Raw genomic sequence first — 16,068 nt, 5'->3', positions numbered from 1 at the left:
AGGCACCCCAGGACGATGACGGCTTCGTCATCGTCACCGCCGCCTCGGACGCCGGCATGGTCGACATCCATGACCGCCGCCCGCTGGTTCTGCCCTCGACCATTGCCCGCGAATGGCTGGACCCCGACCTGTCCATGGAGCGCGCCGCCGAGATTGGTGAGATCGAAGCAACGCCGGTGGCGGCCTTCGACTGGTATCCGGTCGGCAAGGCCGTGGGCAGCGTGAAGAACGATGGGCCCGAACTGCTGGAGCGGATCGCCGAGCCGCTGGTATAGCGGAGCGACGGGGGCTTTCCGCCGGGCACTGACGCGCCGGGTTAGGCTTCAGCGACCTGGCGATCCGCTCCCGAATCGCCGCCGATAATCCCCCGGGCTCAGCCCCACCACGCGGGTGAAGACCTTGCGGAAGGCACCCGGATCGCTGTAGCCCACCTCCCAGGCGACCCGTTCGAGGGGCAGGCGGCTGGCCTGCAGCAGTTCCCGGGCACGACCGACGCGCAGTTGCTGGCCGTAAGCGGTGGCGGTCATGCCGGTGGCCTGGCGAAAACGGCGCAGAAAGGTGCGCGGTTCCAGGCCGGCGCGGCGGGCCAGGCTTTCCAGGGCGAGGTCCTGGGCGCCGGTCTCCTGCAACCACGTCTGCACGGCGAGGATGGCGCTGTCGCCGTGGCTCAGGCGCGGGGAAAAGGCGCTGTAGTAGCGCTGCTGTCGACCCGGCGGGTCGATGACCAGGATGCGCGCGGTATCGAGCATCCGCTTGGCGCCCAGGTAGCGATCGACCAGGCGCAGGCCGAGGTCGGTCCAGGCCATGAGGCCACCCGCGGTGACGAGATCCTCGCCATCGATGAGAAGCTGGTCGGCGTCCAGGCTGACGGCAGGAAAACGCGCATTGAAGCGCTCGACATGGAGCCAGTGGGTGGTCGCGGTGCGACCGTCGAGCAAGCCGGTTTCCGCCAGCAGAAAGGCGCCGGCGCAGATCGAGGCCAGACGCACGCCGCTCTGATGCTGCCGACGTAGCCACTCGCGATAGGGCGCAGCAGCCTCCGCCGTGATCGGCTCAGCCAGGCTGGGTGGCAGGATCAGCACGCTGGGTGAGCCGCTCGCGGCGGGCAGCGAGTCGTAGACCCGGCTGGGCACTGCTGCGCCCTCCTCCAGCCGCCAGTGGCTGACGCGCAAGCGGGGCCGCTCGGCATCCTCCGCCGTTCCCGTGAAGCGCCCGGCGATCTCGAACAGATCGGTGAGGCCGTGCACCGTCGCCCATTGCACACCGGGATAGAGCAGCAGACCGAGTTCGATCGGCGGTTGATCGTGCATGTGTCGCTGGCGCCCCTGAAGTTGTCGGTCACGCCTCTTCGCCCGGAGGCGCGGCTGACCAATCATGGCCGGACCCAAACCTGAAGCATCTTCCGAGAGGCTGGACATGAGCAAGCACGCCGTCGTCGTCATCGATCTGCAGAACGAATACCTTCCCAGCGGCAAACTGCCCCTCAGTGGCATCGAGGCCGCGGTCGCCAAGGCCGCGCGGATCATCGCCCACGCCCGCGACCAGGGCATTCCGGTGATCCATGTGCAGCATCAGTCGCTCAGCGCCGAGGCGCCGATCTTCGTGCCCGGCAGCGACGGCGTCGAGATCCAGGCCGCGGTCGTGCCCCGGGCCGGCGAGCCGGTGGTGCTCAAGCACTATCCCAATGCCTTTCGCGAAACCAACCTCAAGCACCTGCTGGACGAGCGCGGTATCGAGTCGCTGGTGGTGGTGGGTGCCATGAGTCATATGTGTATCGACGCAGGCGTGCGCGCCGCAGCCGACATGGGGTACGCCGTGACCGTGATCCACGATGCCTGCGCCACCCTGGATCTGGAATTTGAGGGCGTCAGGGTGCCGGCGGCCCAGGTGCATGCCGCCCTGATGGCGGCGCTGGCCTTCGCCTATGCGACGCTGGAAGCCACCGACGCCTATCTCGCCGGCTGAAACGCCGCCGCGCCCGTGGCGACGTCCGGCACCCCCTGGTCGATCAGCCCAAGCCGCGCGACCCGGGTGCCTGGCGGCAGCAGGGCGCCCGGCGCGATGACCGCATTGGCGCCCAGTCGGCAGCCGTCGCCGATCAGGGCGCCGAACTTGACCACCCCGGTGTCTATCACCTGGTCGCCGTGGCGGATGCGGATGAGCGCGCCGTCACTTTCGTTGCGGTAGTTGGCGACGATGGCCCCCGCCTCCAGATTCACCCCGCTGCCGATCAGCGAATCCCCGACGAAGTTGAAGTGGGCGAGCTTGCTGCCGTCCAGCAGCAGGCTGCTCTTCAGCTCGCACGCCGGGCCCACCACGCAGTGAGCGCCCAGATGGACACCGCCGCGCAGATAGGCGCCCGCCGCCACCAGGGTGCCGGGGCCGATGATGACCGGTCCCTTGAGTACGGCACCGGGCTCCACCACCGCCGTCTCGTGGATGGCGCTGTCGCCCTGGCGGCGATAGCCGGGACCGAGCCGCGCCAGCAGCAGCCTGACCCGATGCTCGCAGGCGCCGGTATGGGTCCACGGCTGAGCGGGTTCCAGACCCAGGGTGGGCCAGGCAGCGATGAAGGTGGCGATATCCAGATCAGGCATGACGGGCCTCGGCAGTGGTGGAACACCTGCCGATTCTGACCTGACTCCCCTGCCTGATGCTCGCCCCGGCGGGCGAAAGATTCAGCCGTCGCGCAGGCGCCCCAGATGACCGCTGAGCATGGCCGCGACGGTGCGGCAGGTGCTTTCCGCCGGCAGCTCCTCATCGAACAGCAGCTCCACGGTGGAGTGGATCAGCTCGACCACGATCCGCGCGACCTGGGCGACGGCGGCCGGCGGCACGCCAGGCAGCAGCAGCACCAGCAACGCGGCCTGCTGCGCCGCCACCCGGCGATGCGAATCCAGCCGCACGTGCTCCAGCGAGGGCACCGCGCGCAGCGCCTTGAGGATCCACATGCCCCCGGCGGTCTCGGCGGTGACCCGGTAGGTATCCAGCAAAAGCCCGGTCAGGACGTCTTCGACCCGCTCCAAAGGACCGGCCAGCAGCTCGGCATTGATCCGCCCGTCTATCTGCGCATTCTGCTTTTCCAGCAGGCGCCGACCCAATTCCTCCAGCAGGGCGTACTTGTTGGGGAAATAGCGGTAGAGCGCGGGCGGGGTCAGCCCCGCGCAGTCGCAGACCAGATTGGTCGACAGCCGCTCGATGCCGACCTGACAGAGCACCTCCGCCGCCGCCGCCAGGATGCGTTCGTAGGTTTCCGCCGCCCGCTGCTGGCTGGGGCGGGCCTTGGGCGTGGCGCGGGAGGATGGAGCGGACTCTTTGGCGACCATGAAAAAGCTCTCGGCTGAACGAAAAAACCCTTGATGGGCAGTAAAATGATAGTTATAACTATCGTGTAGCGATAACTATCATATCAGCAACAGCGTTGCCTTACTGCCTCCAGCCACAACCACAACAATCAGCAGGAGTCCCCTCCATGAAAACACCCCTCGCGCTCGCCGCCGCCTTATTGGCGCTCCCCCTCGCCCCCGTGCTGGCCGCCGACATCGCACCAGTCCAGGGCCTATGGCTGACCGCCGACCAGGGCGCCGCGGTCAAGGTCATGCCCTGCGCCGACAACGCCGGTGCCCTGTGCGGCACCATCGTCTGGGACAAGGACGCCGGCAATGCCCATGACACCTGCGGCACCCGCATCTTCCAGATGAGTCGCGACGACGGCGGCACCTGGCGCGACGGCTGGGTGTTCGATCCGCGCGATGGCAAGAAGTACAAGGGCTACGTCCGCCGCAAGGGCGACGACCTCAACATCCGCGCCTATGTCGGCACCGAGGTGCTCGGCAAGACCGAACAGCTCACCCCGCTGAGCGCCCTTCCCGCCACCCCGCACTGCAGCTAAGCCACCGCAAGGAGCGACCCCATGAACCGGATTCTTCACCGCACCCAGGCGGCGGCCCTGCTGTGCCTGAGCGTTCTCGGCAGCGCGGTCCAGGCCGACGACGACCTGGCCAGCTATGCCCTGACCATCACCCCGCGCCTGCTCTCGGACGTGCGTAACCGCGGCATCTCGGATTCGCTCGATCGGCCGGGGGCGAAGGTCACCGTGGAATTCGCCCACGAAAGCGGCCTGATCGGCCTGGCGGAAATCGGCACCGTGAGCAAGAAGCAGTTCATCGACGGCGATGGCGCCAACGTGCTGCTGGCCGGTGGCTACCGCTTCGGCGATCCGGAGGCCTGGCATTTCGGCGTCGGTCTGGCCGGGGAATTCTTTCCCGGCGCCCACTTCAAGGCGCCCAGCCGCATCGATCCGGAGACCGGCGCCCCCGATGGCTTGCACAGCACCAACTACAACAGCCAGTTCGCCGTGCTGGAGATCGGCTACGGGGCCCTTCAGGGGCGCATCCTCAACGTGCTCTCGGAAAACTACCGCGGCGCCAACACCGCCGGGGTCTGCGGCGCCCAGCTGCAATTCAATCCCGACCCGACCAAGGGCCTGGAGTGCTATGCCAAGGGCGAGCACAACTCCCGCGGCAGCCTGCTCTACGACCTGGACTATCGCTACGAGCTGACCCCGCGCACCAGCCTCAAGCTGCACGCCGGCTACCAGCAGATCCGCAACTTCTCCGAGGCCAACTTCAGCGACTACGGCGTGGGCCTGGTGCATCGCCACTGGGGCTTCGACTTCGGCCTGGACTACCTGAGCCCCCATACCCGGGCGCGCGAACTCTATATCGCCGAAGACGGCGACCATCAGCGCGCGACGGACGAGGCCCGCTGGGTGCTGTCCGTGGCCCGCCCCTTCTGAGCGGGTGCCCATGAAACCTCACGTCTTCACCACGCCGCCCGCACCGGCCCAGGCCACCGCCCTCGACGGCCTGGTGCTGGTGGTGGATCTCGGCACCTCCGGCTGCAAGAGCGCCCTGGTCACCCTCGGCGGCGAGGTGGTCGCCTGGACCTTCCATGGGGTCAGCCTGTACGTCGAAGGCCACAGCGCCGAACAGGAGCCGGAAGACTGGTGGCAGGCCTTCCTGCGCGGGGCCGGCGAATTGCTGGCAGCGGACCCGGCACGGCGGCGGCGGGTGGTGGCGGTGTGCTGCTCGACCCAGACCGAGGGCACGGTGTGCGTGGACGCCAACGGCCAGGCCCTGGGCCGGGCTCTGCTCTGGCTGGACATGCGCGGCGCCGAATCCGTGGCGCGGCGGGTCGGCGGCGGCCGGCTGAAGGTGGCCGGCTACTCGCCGTTCAAGCTGTGGCGCTGGATCCGCCTCACCGGCGGCGCGCCCTCGCTGTCGGGCAAGGATTCCGCCGGGCACATCGCCTATCTGCAGGACCACCAGCCGGAGCGCTATGCGCGCACGGTGAAGTTTCTCAATGTCCTCGATTTCATGAATCTGCGCCTTACCGGTCGCTGCTGCGCCACCGCCGATTCCATCTGCACCGCCTGGATCACCGACAACCGCGATTCGCGCCAGGTGAAGTACGACGCCGGGCTGATCCGCACCCTGGGCTTCGACCGCGACAAGCTGCCCGACCTGGTGGATTCCGCGGAGGTGATCGGCACCCTGACCGGCGCGGTGGCCGACCAGCTCGGTCTGCCGCGCAGCACCCCGGTGGTGGCCGGCTCGGTGGACACCTCGGCGGTGGCGGTGGGCTCCGCGGTGGAAGACTTCGCGCCGCACCTCTACCTGGGCACCTCCTCCTGGCTGGGCGCCCATGTGCCCTTCAAGAAGTCCGATGTCCTCCGCCACATGGCCGCCGTGCCCAGCGCGGTCAAGGGCCGCTACCTGGCCATGGCGCTGCAGACCGCGGCGGGTGCCAACCTGTCCTTCCTGCGCGACAAGGTGCTCTACCACCCGGACGAACTCCTCAGCGACGAACAGCACCCGGATCTCTATGCGCTGCTCGACCGCATCGCCGCCCGGGTGCCGGCCGGTGCCCGCGGGCTGCTCTACACCCCCTGGCTGTATGGCGAGCGCAGCCCGGTGGACGATCCCAGCCTGCGCGCGGCGCTGATCAACCTGTCGCTGGAGCACACGCGGGAAGACATCATCCGCGCCTTTCTCGAAGGGGTGGCGCTCAACACCCGCTGGATGCTGGAACCCTTCGGCCGCTTCCTCGGCCGCCGACCGGAGCGGATCACGGCGGTGGGCGGCGGCGCCCAGTCCAATCTCTGGTGCCAGATCATGGCCGACGTCACCGGCCACGTGATCGCCCAGCCCGATGCGCCCATCCAGGCCAATGCCCGGGGCTCGGCCTATATCGCCGCCGCCGGCATCGGCGCCCTGACCTTCAGCGACGTGCCGGCGCTGCAGCGACCGCCGCGTCTCTACCAGCCCTGCCCCCAGGCGCGGGCGCGCTACGACGACAGCTACGCCACCTTTCTCGAAGTCCGCCGGCGCCTGGCGCCGCTCTACCGCCGCCTCAACCCCAACCAGGGAGCCCGACCATGAGCGATACCCTCGAAGCGCGCGAACAGGTGGTCGATCTCTGCCTGCACCTGGTGCGCCGCGGCTTCTTCGCCGCCACCGGTGGCAACCTGGCCCTGCGCCTGGACGCCGAGCGCATCGCGGTGACCCCCTCCGCCCTCGACTACTACCAGATGGGCGCGGAAGACGTCTGCATCCTGCGCCTGGCCGATCTGCACCAGCTCGAAGGCGATCGCGCGCCCTCCGTGGAAACCGGGTTGCACGCCCGGGTGCTGCGGCGCTTTCCCGCCGCGGGCTGCAGCCTGCATACCCACCAGCCGCTGGCCAGTGCCTGCACCCTGCTGGGCGAGGCCCTGAGCGTCGACGACCCCGAGCGCTGGCCCGAACTGGGCCGCCGCCTGCCACTGGTGGGCTATGCCCCCTCCGGCACCGGCTGGCTGGCCAAGCGCCTGGATCGCGCCCTGAGCGCCGAGAGCCCGGCCTATCTGCTGCGCAACCACGGGGTGCTCTGCTACGGCGCCAGCGCGCGCCAGACCCTGGCGGTGCTGGAGCAGCTGGAAGCCTTCTGCGAGCACTACCTGGTCGGCCGTATCGCCAACCGCCCCGGCGTCTCCGCCGCCGACAGCCTGGCGCGCCAGCGCCTGCTGACCACCCTCACCGCCTCCCTCCCGTCCTGAGGTCCGCCATGAACCAGCCCCTGACCACCCCGCCGCCCCTGGTACCCGCCCCGCCGGCGATTTCCGCCTGGCCGGATACCGAGACGCTCTATCGCCGTTTCGACGCCCTGGTCAAACAACCCATGCGCCCGCTGCGCCGCGACGCCCTGGCCAAGGTCATGGGCTATTTCGACGAGCGCTGCCAGGGCTCGCGGCAATTGGCGGAAGAAGCCAAGCGTTTCATCCCCGGGGGCATCCAGCACAACCTGGCGTTCAACCATCCCTTCCCCCTGGCCATCTCCCGGGCGGAAGGCGCCCACCTCACCGACGTCGACGGCAATCGCTACATCGACTTTCTCCAGGCCGGCGGCCCCACCCTGCTCGGCTCCAATCATCCCGGCGTGCGCGAGCAGGTCCAGCGCATCCTCGCCGAGTGCGGCCCGGTCACCGGCCTGCTGCACGAATACGAGGTCAAACTCGCCGAACTGGTCTGCCAGAGCGTGCCCGGCATCGACCAGGTGCGGCTGCTGGGCTCGGGCACCGAGGCGGCCATGGCCGCGGTGCGCCTGGCGCGGGCCTATACCGGGCGCCGCTGGATCATCAAGATCGGCGGGGCCTATCACGGCTGGAGCGATCAGCTCGTGTACGGCATGCGCCTGCCCGGCACCGGACGCATGGAGGCCCTCGGCATTCCCCGGGGCGCCACCGCCCACACCCAGGAAAGCCCGCCCAACGACCTCGACGCCCTGCGCCGGCGGTTGCAACTCAATCGCCTGCGCGGCGGCACCGCGGCGGTGCTGGTGGAACCCTTCGGCCCGGAGAGCGGCACCCGCCCGGTGCATCCGCAGTTCAATCGCGAGGTGCGCAAGCTCTGCGACGAATTCGGCGCCCTGCTGATCTTCGACGAGGTGGTGACCGGGTTTCGCGCCGGCATGGGCGGCGCCCAGGGCTACTTCAAGGTGCTGCCGGATCTCACCGTGCTCGGCAAATGCCTCACCGGCGGCTATCCCATGGCCGGGGCCCTGGGCGGCAAGGCCGAGGTCATGCAGCTGCTGGTGGGCGGCATCGGCACCTCGTCGAAGCGCGCCTTCGTCGGCGGCACCCTGTCGGCCAATCCGCTGTGCTGCGTGGCCGGCTACTACGCCCTCAAGGAGATCCAGCGCCTCGACGCCGCCGGCCAGGCCGGTCGTGCCGGCGATCGGCTGCGCCAAGGGCTGGACGAGATCATCGAGCGCCGCAACCTGCCCTATGTCGCCTACAACCTGGGCTCCATCGTCCATCTGCAGACCTCCGGCGTGCTGCTGCTCGACACCGGCAACCCGCTCAAGCTGCTGCGGGTGCGCAACGAAGCCAAGGCGCGCAAGCACATGATGGAAGAGATGGGCGCGGCCTACACCGCCCATGGCCTCATCACCCTGGCCGGCAGCCGCATCTACACCAGCCTGGCCGACACCGACGCCGTGATCGATGACGCCCTGGAGCGTTTCGACCGGGTCTTCCAACTGGTATGAGGCCACCCATGAAAGCCGAACTGCGCCAGCAATGGCTGGATCTGCAGCAACGTCTGGCCCGCCAGGGCGAACGCTCGGCCCTGGCCCTGTCGGTACGCATACCGGGGGCGGGCAGCCTCTGGTACGGCACCCTGGGCGATGCCGCCCCCTGCGAGATCGAGCTGACCCGCAGCAGCGGCGGCGCCCTCGATCACGCACTCATCTACCGCTCGCGACCGGATGTCGGCGCCATCATCCAGGGGGCCGGGCGCTATGGGCAGCATGTAGCGGACTTCGGCGGCCAGTTGCCGCAGCTGTTCGACGAGCAGGCCCGGCACCTGGGGCGGATGGCGCCCGCGGTGAACAGGGGCAACGCCCTGGCGGAAGCCCTGGCCGACCAGGGCAACGTCCAGCTGCTCGGCGGCCAGCCGCTGTGCCTGGGGACCACCGCCAGCCGCGCCGCCCTCAATGCCGAGCTGTTCGAGAAATGCGCCAAGGCCTACACCCTGGCCCAGGCCACCGGCGCGGCGCTCACCCGCCTGCCCTGGTGGGTGGTGCTGATCGCCACCCGCCGGCTCCAGCGCGACCAGCGCGCGGCCGCCGAGGCCTTCCGCCAGGGCCGGCTGCCGGCGGAAAGCCGCGGCTACTAGTTACTCTTCGAAGGTAGAGCCCATGACCGTCACCTCGCCCTCTCCGCCCCGCCAGGTCTGCGCCGCGCTGCTGCTGGGGTCCCTGGCCCTGCTCATCCTCGGCCTGCAGCCGCTGCTGCTCGGCGAGCTGTTCACCAGCGGTCGCGCCAGCCTCGATGGCCTGGGCCTGGTGGCCATGGGCGAGATCGTCGCCCTGGGCCTGGGGGTCATCGCCGGTGAAGCCCTGGGTCCCCGTCTGGGACTGCCGAGGGTCCTGGTACCGGCGACGCTGCTGGCGGTCGCCGCCGACCTGGCCAGCGCCCAGGCCAGCGGTGATCTGCTGCTGCTCGGCCTGCGCGCCCTCGCCGGCCTCGGCGAAGGCCTGCTGCTCTGGGCGGCGGTGGCGCTGATCGTGCGCCAGCCCGCCGCCGAGCGCCTATCCGGTCTGTTCATGGCGCTGCAGACCTTTTGCCAGGGCCTGCTGGCCGCCCTGCTGGCGCTGTGGATCCTGCCGCGCCTGGGCAGCCCCGGCGGCTTCCGGCTGCTGGCCGGCGTGACCGCCCTGGCCCTGCCGCTGACCGCCGCCATGCCCCGCCGGCTGGCGATGCTGGAGATCGCTGGCAGCGTGCCCGTCCGCCATCGCTGGCGGCTGCCCCAGGCCCTACTGCTGGCCTTCGTCGGCTGCCAGCTGGCGGCGATCGGTGCGCTCTGGGCCTATCTGGAGCCCTATGGTGAAGCCCTCGGGCTGAACCCCGGCCAGGCCCAGACCCTGATCGCCGCCAGCTTCGCCGCGCAGTTGCTCGGTGGTCTGGCCGGCGCGGCCCTGGTGGCCTGGCTGCCGGCCGCCACCACCCTGACCCTGGCGACCCTGTTGCTGAGCAGTCTGGCCGCGCTGATCTACGGCCTGGCACCGGGGGCGTACCTGACCTTCGCGCTGCTGTGCCTGGCCTTCACCTTTCTCTGGCAGACCCTCACCCCCTTCCAGATCAGCCTGGCCCTGCGGCTGGACGCCAGTGGCCGCGTCGCCACCCTGGTGCCCTCGCTGCAGCTGCTCGGCTGCGCCGCCGGCCCGGCGCTGGCGTCCCTCTGGCTGCAGGGCGCCGTGGTCCGGCCCGCCGCCCTGACCAGCGCCCTGCTCGCCCTGCTGGCCCTGGGGTTGGCGGCTCTGCTCGCCCTCAGTGCCCCCGGCTCCCGGCCGGTACCCCGCTGGCGCTGGCAGCGCCCAGGCTGAATACTGCCGTCGTCGCCGTGTCGCCCTTCCTGCCCCCCTTGCGGACTGCTGCCATGAATGCGCCCCTCCCCGATCCCGCTTCTGCCTCCGCCCCGGTCGACCCCGAGCCCCTGCAGCGGCTGTTCGCCGCCCAGGGACCACGCGCCCTGGCCCTGCGCGGTTCCAGCGCCGCCGAGCGCCTGACCCTGCTGCAGCGCCTGCATGGCGCCCTGGTGGCGCGGCGGGGGGCGCTCTATGCGGCCTTTCGCCAGGACTTCGGCAAGCCCGAGGTGGAGGTGGAACTGTCGGAGATCATGCCGGTGCTGGAAGAGATCCAGCACGCGCGCCGCCAGCTGCGCCGCTGGATGAAGCCGCGGCGGGTGCGACCGACCCTGACCTCCCTTGGCTGCCCGGCGCACATCCACAGCCAGCCGCGCGGTCGCTGCCTGATCATCGGCCCCTGGAACTACCCGGTCTCCACCCTGCTCGGCCCGCTGGTGTCGGCGCTGGCGGCGGGCAACAGCGTGATGCTCAAGCCCTCGGAATTCACCCCGGCGGTCAACGCGGTGCTGCGCGAGCTGCTGGCCGAGGCCTTCACCCCCGACACCGTGGCCTTTTGCGAAGGCGACGTCACCACCGCCCAGGCGCTGCTGGCACTGCCCTTCGATCACTTCTTCTTTACCGGCTCCACGGCCGTGGGCCGCCTGGTGATGCAAGCCGCCGCCCGGCACCTGGCCTCGGTGACCCTGGAACTGGGTGGCAAGTCGCCGGCGATCATCGACGTCAGCGCCGACCTGGACGCCGCCGCCGAGTTGCTGCTCTGGGGCAAATTCCTCAATGCCGGCCAGTCCTGCGTCGCGCCCGATCATGTCTTCGTCGCCCGCCGCCTGCTGCCGGCCTTCAAGGAACGCTGTCGTGCCCTGCTGGTGCAGCGCTACGGCACCGATGCCGCCGCCAGCCCGGACTACGCCCGGCTCATCCACCCGCGCCACGCCAGCCAGCTGATCGGGCTGCTGGAACAGGCCCGGGCCGCCGGCGCGCAGCTGATCCACGGCGGCGCGCACGATGCGGCCGGGTGCTATCTCGCCCCGACGCTGCTGGATTGCTCGGCCGTCGACAGCCCTCTGGACAGCCAGGAGCTGTTCGGTCCGCTCCTGCCGGTGATCGCCTACGACGACCTGGAGGAGGTGCTGCAGCGCATCGACGCCGGTCCCAAGCCCCTGGCGCTCTATCTCTGGAGTCGCGATCGCGTGGTGCAGCGACGGGTCGTCGCGCGCACCAGCTCCGGCAGCGTCGGCCTCAATCTGTGCATGCAGCAGTACACCCAGCTGCACCTGCCCTTTGGCGGCGTCAATCACTCCGGCAGCGGCAGCGCCCATGGCCAGGCAGGTTTTCGCACCTTTTCCCACGAGCGCAGCGTGCTCGCCGCCGGTCCGCTGCTGGCCGTTCGTCTGCTGCTGCCGCCCTATTCGCCGTTCAAGCTGCGGTTGGCGCAATGGGTGTCGCGCCTGACCGGAGGCGGCTAGATCCAGTACGCGAAGTGCCTGCATCATCGGCGCTGCTTTGTTGCAAGGCCTGGATCGCCAGCCCGGTCGGAAGCCTCGTGTACCGCACCTGTACGGCCCTTCCTCGGCCTTCCGATTCGGGCGCGCTCAGCCTTCGAGTCGCCTTGGGCCGTTACTCCACCAAGGTCGTTTCAACTCGCCTCACCTGCGCTCGGCGGCGTTGGTAAAGGACCGAGAAAACGCCCAGCAGGGCGCACCATCCGCCGGGAATGACGCTTCCGAGGATGCACGAGCGGCAAACCAGCCTTTAGAATGACGGGCCGCCAGCCTTGGGCGTGCCAATTTGCAATCGGCGCGGTCCAAGCCCGGCATGGGTTACCCTTGCACGTGAATTCTATTGGAGCGGTGAGCTGAACGATGGGCTTTGAGCAACTAGCTGAACTACGCGACCGCCTGCGGGCCGAAAAAGCGCAGGTAAAGACCGAGAGCAACGAGCGGCCGGCGCGGAGACCTTCACCGAAAGCCAAGCCCCGCGAGCAGAAGCCCCGCGAGCAGGATCCGGTGGTCGAAGGCATCCGCCGTCTGCAGAAGCACTTCCCGCTGGCCTTCCCGGTCAATCCGGCCCCCAAGGTGCCGCTCAAGGAAGGCATCCTGAAGGACGCCGAGCAGCACCTGGAGCGCCTGGGCATCACCGGTGACCAGCTCAAGCAGTCGATCGCCACCTGGTGCCGTGGCACCCGCTACTGGGCGGCCATGACCGAAAACGCCCCGCGCCTGGATCTGGATGGCCAGCCGGCTGGCACCGTGACCGCTTCCCAGGCGGTCTATGCCAAGCAGCAGGCACGCCGCCAGCGCGCCCAGGCCCGCCGTGAGCAGGCCAAGGCCAAGGCGGACACCGCCGCGCCGGTCGAGGGTGAAACCCCCGGCGCAGCACCCGTGGCGGCCGCGGATGGCGAAGCCGTCCAGCCTTCCTGAGCGCCACCACGACCGGGATGGCCTGACCTGCCGGCGCTGCCGGACCGGTTCATCTCGGTCGATCTCTTCAGCGGCGGGTGGCGCTGGATAGCCCATCCGAGTCGCTCGCTGTCTTTCGCCTGGCCAACCGGCAGCAAACCGGCCTGCGGCCACCCGTTCGCTTCGCCGTTGCCAGATCCGGGCTCATACCCCTCTTCCGTAGGCGCCTTCGCGACCCGCCGTGCGTCGCCCAGGGAACCGGCTGAGCGCCCAGGGGCACTTGCGCGTCGTAGTGGCGCCGCATGGCCAAGCTCACCCTGCTAGGGTGCCTGGGTGATCTTTCCCGAGCTCAGCCTTGGAGTCGCCCCATGATCCGGCGTACCGGTTTCGCTGCACTGTTGCTGGTGGGAGGCATGGCAAGCGCCCTGGGCGCACCCCGCTACGATCACCTCTATGCCTTTGGTGACAGCTTCTCGGACAATGGCGCCAGTGAGACCCTGACCCGCTCGCTGGTTGCGCAAAAGGTCAAGGACGCCCAGGAACTGCCGGGTCCGCTATACTGGCAAGGCCGCTGGAGCAACGGGCCGACAGCCGTCGAAGTGCTCGCCAAGGCCTTGAAGACGCCACTGACCGACTATGCGGTGGGCGGTGCCAAGAGTGGCAACGGCAACTACTACGAATGGATGAGCGAAGCGCGGGATACCAGTGCGCTGGGGCAGATCGCCGACCATCTGGCAGCCGCCAAGACGCATAAGGCCGATCCGAACGCCCTCTACTTCATCTTCATCTCAGCCAATGATTTTTTCGAATGGGCGGACTTTTCCCATAGGGAAACCCTCGATCGCCTCAGTCAGACCAGCCTGGCAAACATTCGCCAGGCCGTAGAACAACTGGCAGCGGCCGGGGCGCAGCACTTCATGGTAGTCGGCACCGTGGATCTGGTGCATGTCCCCGCCGTGGTACAGGGCCAGCAGCAGGCCCACGCGGCCGAATTCCAGCAGGCGCTGGTGCGGGAGCTGCCCGGCGTGCTCGATGATTTGGCCAAGCGCCTCCAGGTCGACATTCATTACTTCGATCACCGGGCCTTCAGCGACGGGATCCGCGCGGCCTCGGGCCACGCCGGTCTGGCACACCTGGATACGCCCTGCCAACCGACTTACCCGCAAGCCAAGCCCGCCTGCGCAAATCCGGACGCCTACTACTACTGGGATGAATGGCATCCCACCCGCAAGGCGCATGCCCTGGCGGCGGCCGCCATGCTCAAGACGCTGCAGGACGACCGCTGACCGGACAGTACGCCTCGACCCTGGCGATCAGCCTCTGCCCGGCAACTCGATGCGCATGACCGTGCCGCCACCCTCGCGCCCAAGGGCGACGATGCGGCCCTGGTGCGCCGCACAGATGGCGCGGGCGATGGACAGGCCCAGGCCGCTGCCGCCCAGATGGCGCGCCCGGGAGCTGTCGGCGCGCCAGAAGCGGTGGAAGACCCGCTCACGGTCGGCTTCGGCGATGCCCGGGCCGCGATCGCGGAATTCCAGCACCAGCCCCTCTGCCAGAGCCTGCTGGACGATCGCCAGTTCGCCGCCGCTGGCGCCATAGCGCAGGAAATTTTCCAGCAGGATGTTGAGCAACTGGCCGATGCGATCGCGGTCGGCGTACAGCCGTTGGCGGGGATCCAGTTCCAGGTGGAGTCGTATCGCCTCGGCCTGCAGCTGGGGCGCGAACCAGGCCAATCGCTCTTCCACCAGCGCCGCCAGGGCGAAGGGCCGCTGGTCCAGCGCCAGTTGCCCGGCCTCGGCCAGCGACAGGGTATGCAGATCGCCGACCAGGGTGTTGAGCAGGTCGAGCTGGCGCTTGACCATCTGCAACTGGCGGGCATCCGCGGGAAAGACCTCGTCGAGGATGCCCTGCACCCGCACCGAGGCGGCGTTGAGCGGGGTGCGCAGCTCATGGGCGAGGATGGCGCTGGAATCCCGTACGTCGCGTTCGTATTGCTGCAACCGCGCGGTGAGGCTGTTGAAGTCCAGCGCCAGGCGGCGCAACTCCGCGGGGGCCGTCTCGGCCACCTCCAGCCGGGTGTCCAGATCGCCCGACGCCACCCGCCGCGCCGCCGCGGCGATGGCGGAGAACTGGCTCGACAGCGGGCGTGACAGCCGAAAGCCGGCCAGCAGGATCAACGGCACCGCCGCCAGCACCAGGCCCGCCAGCACCCACCAGTCGCGGCTGGCGATACCGGGCAGGAAATAGCGCACCGGATAGTAGTGGCTGAACAGCGCCCAGAGCCTTGCCTCGTTTTCCTGCGGATCGGCGCGCAGCTGGAGGATCTCCGTCCGCGCCGCCTGGGGCACCTGGCGCAGCACCCACCAGTCGCCAAAGAGAAACCAGAGGTACATGCCGGCGGCGATCAGCAGCACCGCGCCCAGCGCCAGCAGGCTCATGCGCCAGCCGACCCAGCGTCCCAGCGGGGCCTGGCGCTTCATGAAAAGCGATAGCCGATGGCGCGTACCGTCACCGGGACACCGGGCAGGCCCGCCGCCTCCAGCTTGCGCCTGAGGTTGTGCAGGTGGGTGTCCACTACCCGCGCCAGGGCCTCGCTCTCCGGCAGGCAGCGCTCCAGCAGTTCCTCGCGGGTAAAGGCCTTGTGCGGAGTGCGCATCAGGGTGGCGAGCAGGCCGAATTCGGTGGGCGTCAGCTCCAGGAGGCGTGCCTCGACCGTGGCGCTGAAACTCTCCAGATCCACCGTCAGGGCGCCATGGCGCAGCCAGCGATCATCGCGCGGGACCTGATGACAGCGACGCAGCACCGCGTGCACCCGCGCCACCACCTCCTTGGGGTTGTAGGGCTTGACCACATAGTCGTCGGCGCCATAGCGCAGGGCGCCGAGCTTTTCCGGCTCGTCGCCGATGGCGGTCACCATGATCACCGGGGTATCCCCGGCGCGGCGGATCTGCGCCAGCACCTCGGTGCCACCGAGACGCGGCAGCATCATGTCGAGCAGGACCAGATCGGGTCGCTCGCGCTGGAACAGGTCCAGCCCCTGGCGGCCGTCCTCGGCGAGCATCACCGTGAAGCCGTCGCGCAGCAGATAGGCCTCCAGCACGCTGGCGCTGTCGGCGTCGTCTTCGACGATGAGTATGAGTTTGTCGCCCACGTCCGCTCTCTTGATCGAATCTCGACAATTCGCCGAAGGAATCTTGATTCGGCG

17 protein-coding genes are annotated in these 16,068 nt (G+C 69.2%); 12 read left to right on the top strand and 5 right to left on the bottom strand.

All coding sequences use genetic code 11. The features are described from left to right. A partial coding sequence (locus QMX82_RS09710; RefSeq protein WP_282282772.1) for an SOS response-associated peptidase family protein occupies positions 1 to 275 on the top strand: 275 nt, incomplete at its 5' end. A gap of 48 nt (positions 276 to 323) precedes the next feature. Here QMX82_RS09710 and QMX82_RS09705 read toward each other — a convergent pair. Further along, a complete protein-coding gene (locus tag QMX82_RS09705; protein ID WP_282282770.1) occupies positions 324 to 1,310 on the bottom strand; it encodes a GlxA family transcriptional regulator in 987 nt (328 codons plus the stop codon). Positions 1,311 to 1,416: 106 nt separating this feature from the next. On the opposite strand from QMX82_RS09705, the gene QMX82_RS09700 reads away from it, so the two are divergent. Next, positions 1,417 to 1,965, top strand: coding sequence for a cysteine hydrolase family protein (locus QMX82_RS09700; protein ID WP_208691461.1), 549 nt, complete (start codon positions 1,417 to 1,419; stop codon positions 1,963 to 1,965). On the opposite strand, the gene QMX82_RS09695 is transcribed toward QMX82_RS09700, so the two are convergent. Both QMX82_RS09695 and QMX82_RS09690 read right to left on the bottom strand, forming a co-directional pair. Next, entirely contained in the window at positions 1,950 to 2,597 is a 648-nt protein-coding gene (locus QMX82_RS09695; protein WP_282282767.1) for a transferase, read from the bottom strand. The genes QMX82_RS09700 and QMX82_RS09695 overlap by 16 nt on opposite strands. A gap of 81 nt (positions 2,598 to 2,678) precedes the next feature. Beyond that, entirely contained in the window at positions 2,679 to 3,326 is a 648-nt protein-coding gene (locus QMX82_RS09690) for a TetR/AcrR family transcriptional regulator (RefSeq protein WP_273862112.1), read from the bottom strand. A 146-nt stretch (positions 3,327 to 3,472) separates the two neighbouring features. Between QMX82_RS09690 and QMX82_RS09685 the strand changes: the two genes are divergently transcribed. From QMX82_RS09685 to QMX82_RS09640, 10 genes are all read left to right on the top strand, one after another. After that, positions 3,473 to 3,892, top strand: a complete 420-nt coding sequence (locus QMX82_RS09685) for a DUF2147 domain-containing protein (protein WP_208691464.1) — start codon at positions 3,473 to 3,475, stop codon at positions 3,890 to 3,892. Between the two features lie 21 nt (positions 3,893 to 3,913). Continuing rightward, positions 3,914 to 4,798, top strand: a complete 885-nt coding sequence (locus tag QMX82_RS09680; RefSeq protein ID WP_282282764.1) for a TorF family putative porin — start codon at positions 3,914 to 3,916, stop codon at positions 4,796 to 4,798. A gap of 10 nt (positions 4,799 to 4,808) precedes the next feature. Next, on the top strand, positions 4,809 to 6,443 hold the full coding sequence (locus QMX82_RS09675; RefSeq protein ID WP_282282760.1) for a xylulokinase: 1,635 nt from the start codon (positions 4,809 to 4,811) through the stop codon (positions 6,441 to 6,443). After that, positions 6,440 to 7,096 (top strand): class II aldolase/adducin family protein, encoded by a 657-nt coding sequence (locus tag QMX82_RS09670; RefSeq protein WP_273806242.1) that lies wholly within the window; start codon positions 6,440 to 6,442, stop codon positions 7,094 to 7,096. The genes QMX82_RS09675 and QMX82_RS09670 overlap by 4 nt, the downstream gene beginning before the upstream one ends. Positions 7,097 to 7,104: 8 nt before the next feature. After that, positions 7,105 to 8,586, top strand: a complete 1,482-nt coding sequence (locus tag QMX82_RS09665; RefSeq protein ID WP_282282752.1) for an aspartate aminotransferase family protein — start codon at positions 7,105 to 7,107, stop codon at positions 8,584 to 8,586. Positions 8,587 to 8,594: 8 nt separating this feature from the next. Beyond that, on the top strand, positions 8,595 to 9,215 hold the full coding sequence (locus QMX82_RS09660) for a class II aldolase/adducin family protein (RefSeq protein WP_282282750.1): 621 nt from the start codon (positions 8,595 to 8,597) through the stop codon (positions 9,213 to 9,215). Between the two features lie 22 nt (positions 9,216 to 9,237). Then, the gene (locus tag QMX82_RS09655; protein WP_282282748.1) at positions 9,238 to 10,425 is read left to right on the top strand and encodes a hypothetical protein; all 1,188 of its coding nucleotides are present in this window, start codon (positions 9,238 to 9,240) and stop codon (positions 10,423 to 10,425) included. Between the two features lie 53 nt (positions 10,426 to 10,478). Next, positions 10,479 to 11,930 carry an aldehyde dehydrogenase family protein gene (locus QMX82_RS09650; RefSeq protein ID WP_282282746.1) on the top strand — a complete coding sequence of 484 codons (1,452 nt, stop codon included), beginning with the start codon at positions 10,479 to 10,481 and terminating at the stop codon, positions 11,928 to 11,930. A 396-nt stretch (positions 11,931 to 12,326) separates the two neighbouring features. Beyond that, positions 12,327 to 12,884, top strand: coding sequence for a ProQ/FinO family protein (locus QMX82_RS09645; RefSeq protein ID WP_282282744.1), 558 nt, complete (start codon positions 12,327 to 12,329; stop codon positions 12,882 to 12,884). Positions 12,885 to 13,231: 347 nt separating this feature from the next. Further along, positions 13,232 to 14,149: an SGNH/GDSL hydrolase family protein gene (locus tag QMX82_RS09640; RefSeq protein ID WP_282282742.1), complete on the top strand. Its 918-nt coding sequence runs from the start codon at positions 13,232 to 13,234 to the stop codon at positions 14,147 to 14,149. Positions 14,150 to 14,176: 27 nt separating this feature from the next. On the opposite strand, the gene QMX82_RS09635 is transcribed toward QMX82_RS09640, so the two are convergent. Both QMX82_RS09635 and QMX82_RS09630 read right to left on the bottom strand, forming a co-directional pair. Beyond that, positions 14,177 to 15,343: a sensor histidine kinase gene (locus QMX82_RS09635; protein WP_282282740.1), complete on the bottom strand. Its 1,167-nt coding sequence runs from the start codon at positions 15,341 to 15,343 to the stop codon at positions 14,177 to 14,179. Then, a complete protein-coding gene (locus QMX82_RS09630; protein WP_282282737.1) occupies positions 15,340 to 16,014 on the bottom strand; it encodes a response regulator in 675 nt (224 codons plus the stop codon). The genes QMX82_RS09635 and QMX82_RS09630 overlap by 4 nt, the downstream gene beginning before the upstream one ends. Positions 16,015 to 16,068 lie beyond the last annotated feature (54 nt).

Source organism: Pseudomonas sp. PS02302 (assembly GCF_029959585.1).
Lineage (GTDB): Bacteria > Pseudomonadota > Gammaproteobacteria > Pseudomonadales > Pseudomonadaceae > Chryseomonas > Chryseomonas aestiva.
This window is presented reverse-complemented; position numbering and strand designations above follow the sequence as displayed.

What these genes read in the sequence shown, in the direction of transcription:
- QMX82_RS09665 (WP_282282752.1), top strand. Translation starts at nt 7,105, where the DNA reads ATGAACCAGCCCCTGACCACCCCGCCGCCCCTGGTACCCGCCCCGCCG.
- QMX82_RS09675 (WP_282282760.1), top strand. Translation starts at nt 4,809, where the DNA reads ATGAAACCTCACGTCTTCACCACGCCGCCCGCACCGGCCCAGGCCACC.
- QMX82_RS09705 (WP_282282770.1), bottom strand. Translation starts at nt 1,310, where the DNA reads ATGCACGATCAACCGCCGATCGAACTCGGTCTGCTGCTCTATCCCGGT.
- QMX82_RS09650 (WP_282282746.1), top strand. Translation starts at nt 10,479, where the DNA reads ATGAATGCGCCCCTCCCCGATCCCGCTTCTGCCTCCGCCCCGGTCGAC.
- QMX82_RS09640 (WP_282282742.1), top strand. Translation starts at nt 13,232, where the DNA reads ATGATCCGGCGTACCGGTTTCGCTGCACTGTTGCTGGTGGGAGGCATG.
- QMX82_RS09690 (WP_273862112.1), bottom strand. Translation starts at nt 3,326, where the DNA reads ATGGTCGCCAAAGAGTCCGCTCCATCCTCCCGCGCCACGCCCAAGGCC.
- QMX82_RS09700 (WP_208691461.1), top strand. Translation starts at nt 1,417, where the DNA reads ATGAGCAAGCACGCCGTCGTCGTCATCGATCTGCAGAACGAATACCTT.
- QMX82_RS09685 (WP_208691464.1), top strand. Translation starts at nt 3,473, where the DNA reads ATGAAAACACCCCTCGCGCTCGCCGCCGCCTTATTGGCGCTCCCCCTC.
- QMX82_RS09670 (WP_273806242.1), top strand. Translation starts at nt 6,440, where the DNA reads ATGAGCGATACCCTCGAAGCGCGCGAACAGGTGGTCGATCTCTGCCTG.
- QMX82_RS09695 (WP_282282767.1), bottom strand. Translation starts at nt 2,597, where the DNA reads ATGCCTGATCTGGATATCGCCACCTTCATCGCTGCCTGGCCCACCCTG.
- QMX82_RS09645 (WP_282282744.1), top strand. Translation starts at nt 12,327, where the DNA reads ATGGGCTTTGAGCAACTAGCTGAACTACGCGACCGCCTGCGGGCCGAA.
- QMX82_RS09660 (WP_282282750.1), top strand. Translation starts at nt 8,595, where the DNA reads ATGAAAGCCGAACTGCGCCAGCAATGGCTGGATCTGCAGCAACGTCTG.
- QMX82_RS09680 (WP_282282764.1), top strand. Translation starts at nt 3,914, where the DNA reads ATGAACCGGATTCTTCACCGCACCCAGGCGGCGGCCCTGCTGTGCCTG.
- QMX82_RS09655 (WP_282282748.1), top strand. Translation starts at nt 9,238, where the DNA reads ATGACCGTCACCTCGCCCTCTCCGCCCCGCCAGGTCTGCGCCGCGCTG.
- QMX82_RS09635 (WP_282282740.1), bottom strand. Translation starts at nt 15,343, where the DNA reads ATGAAGCGCCAGGCCCCGCTGGGACGCTGGGTCGGCTGGCGCATGAGC.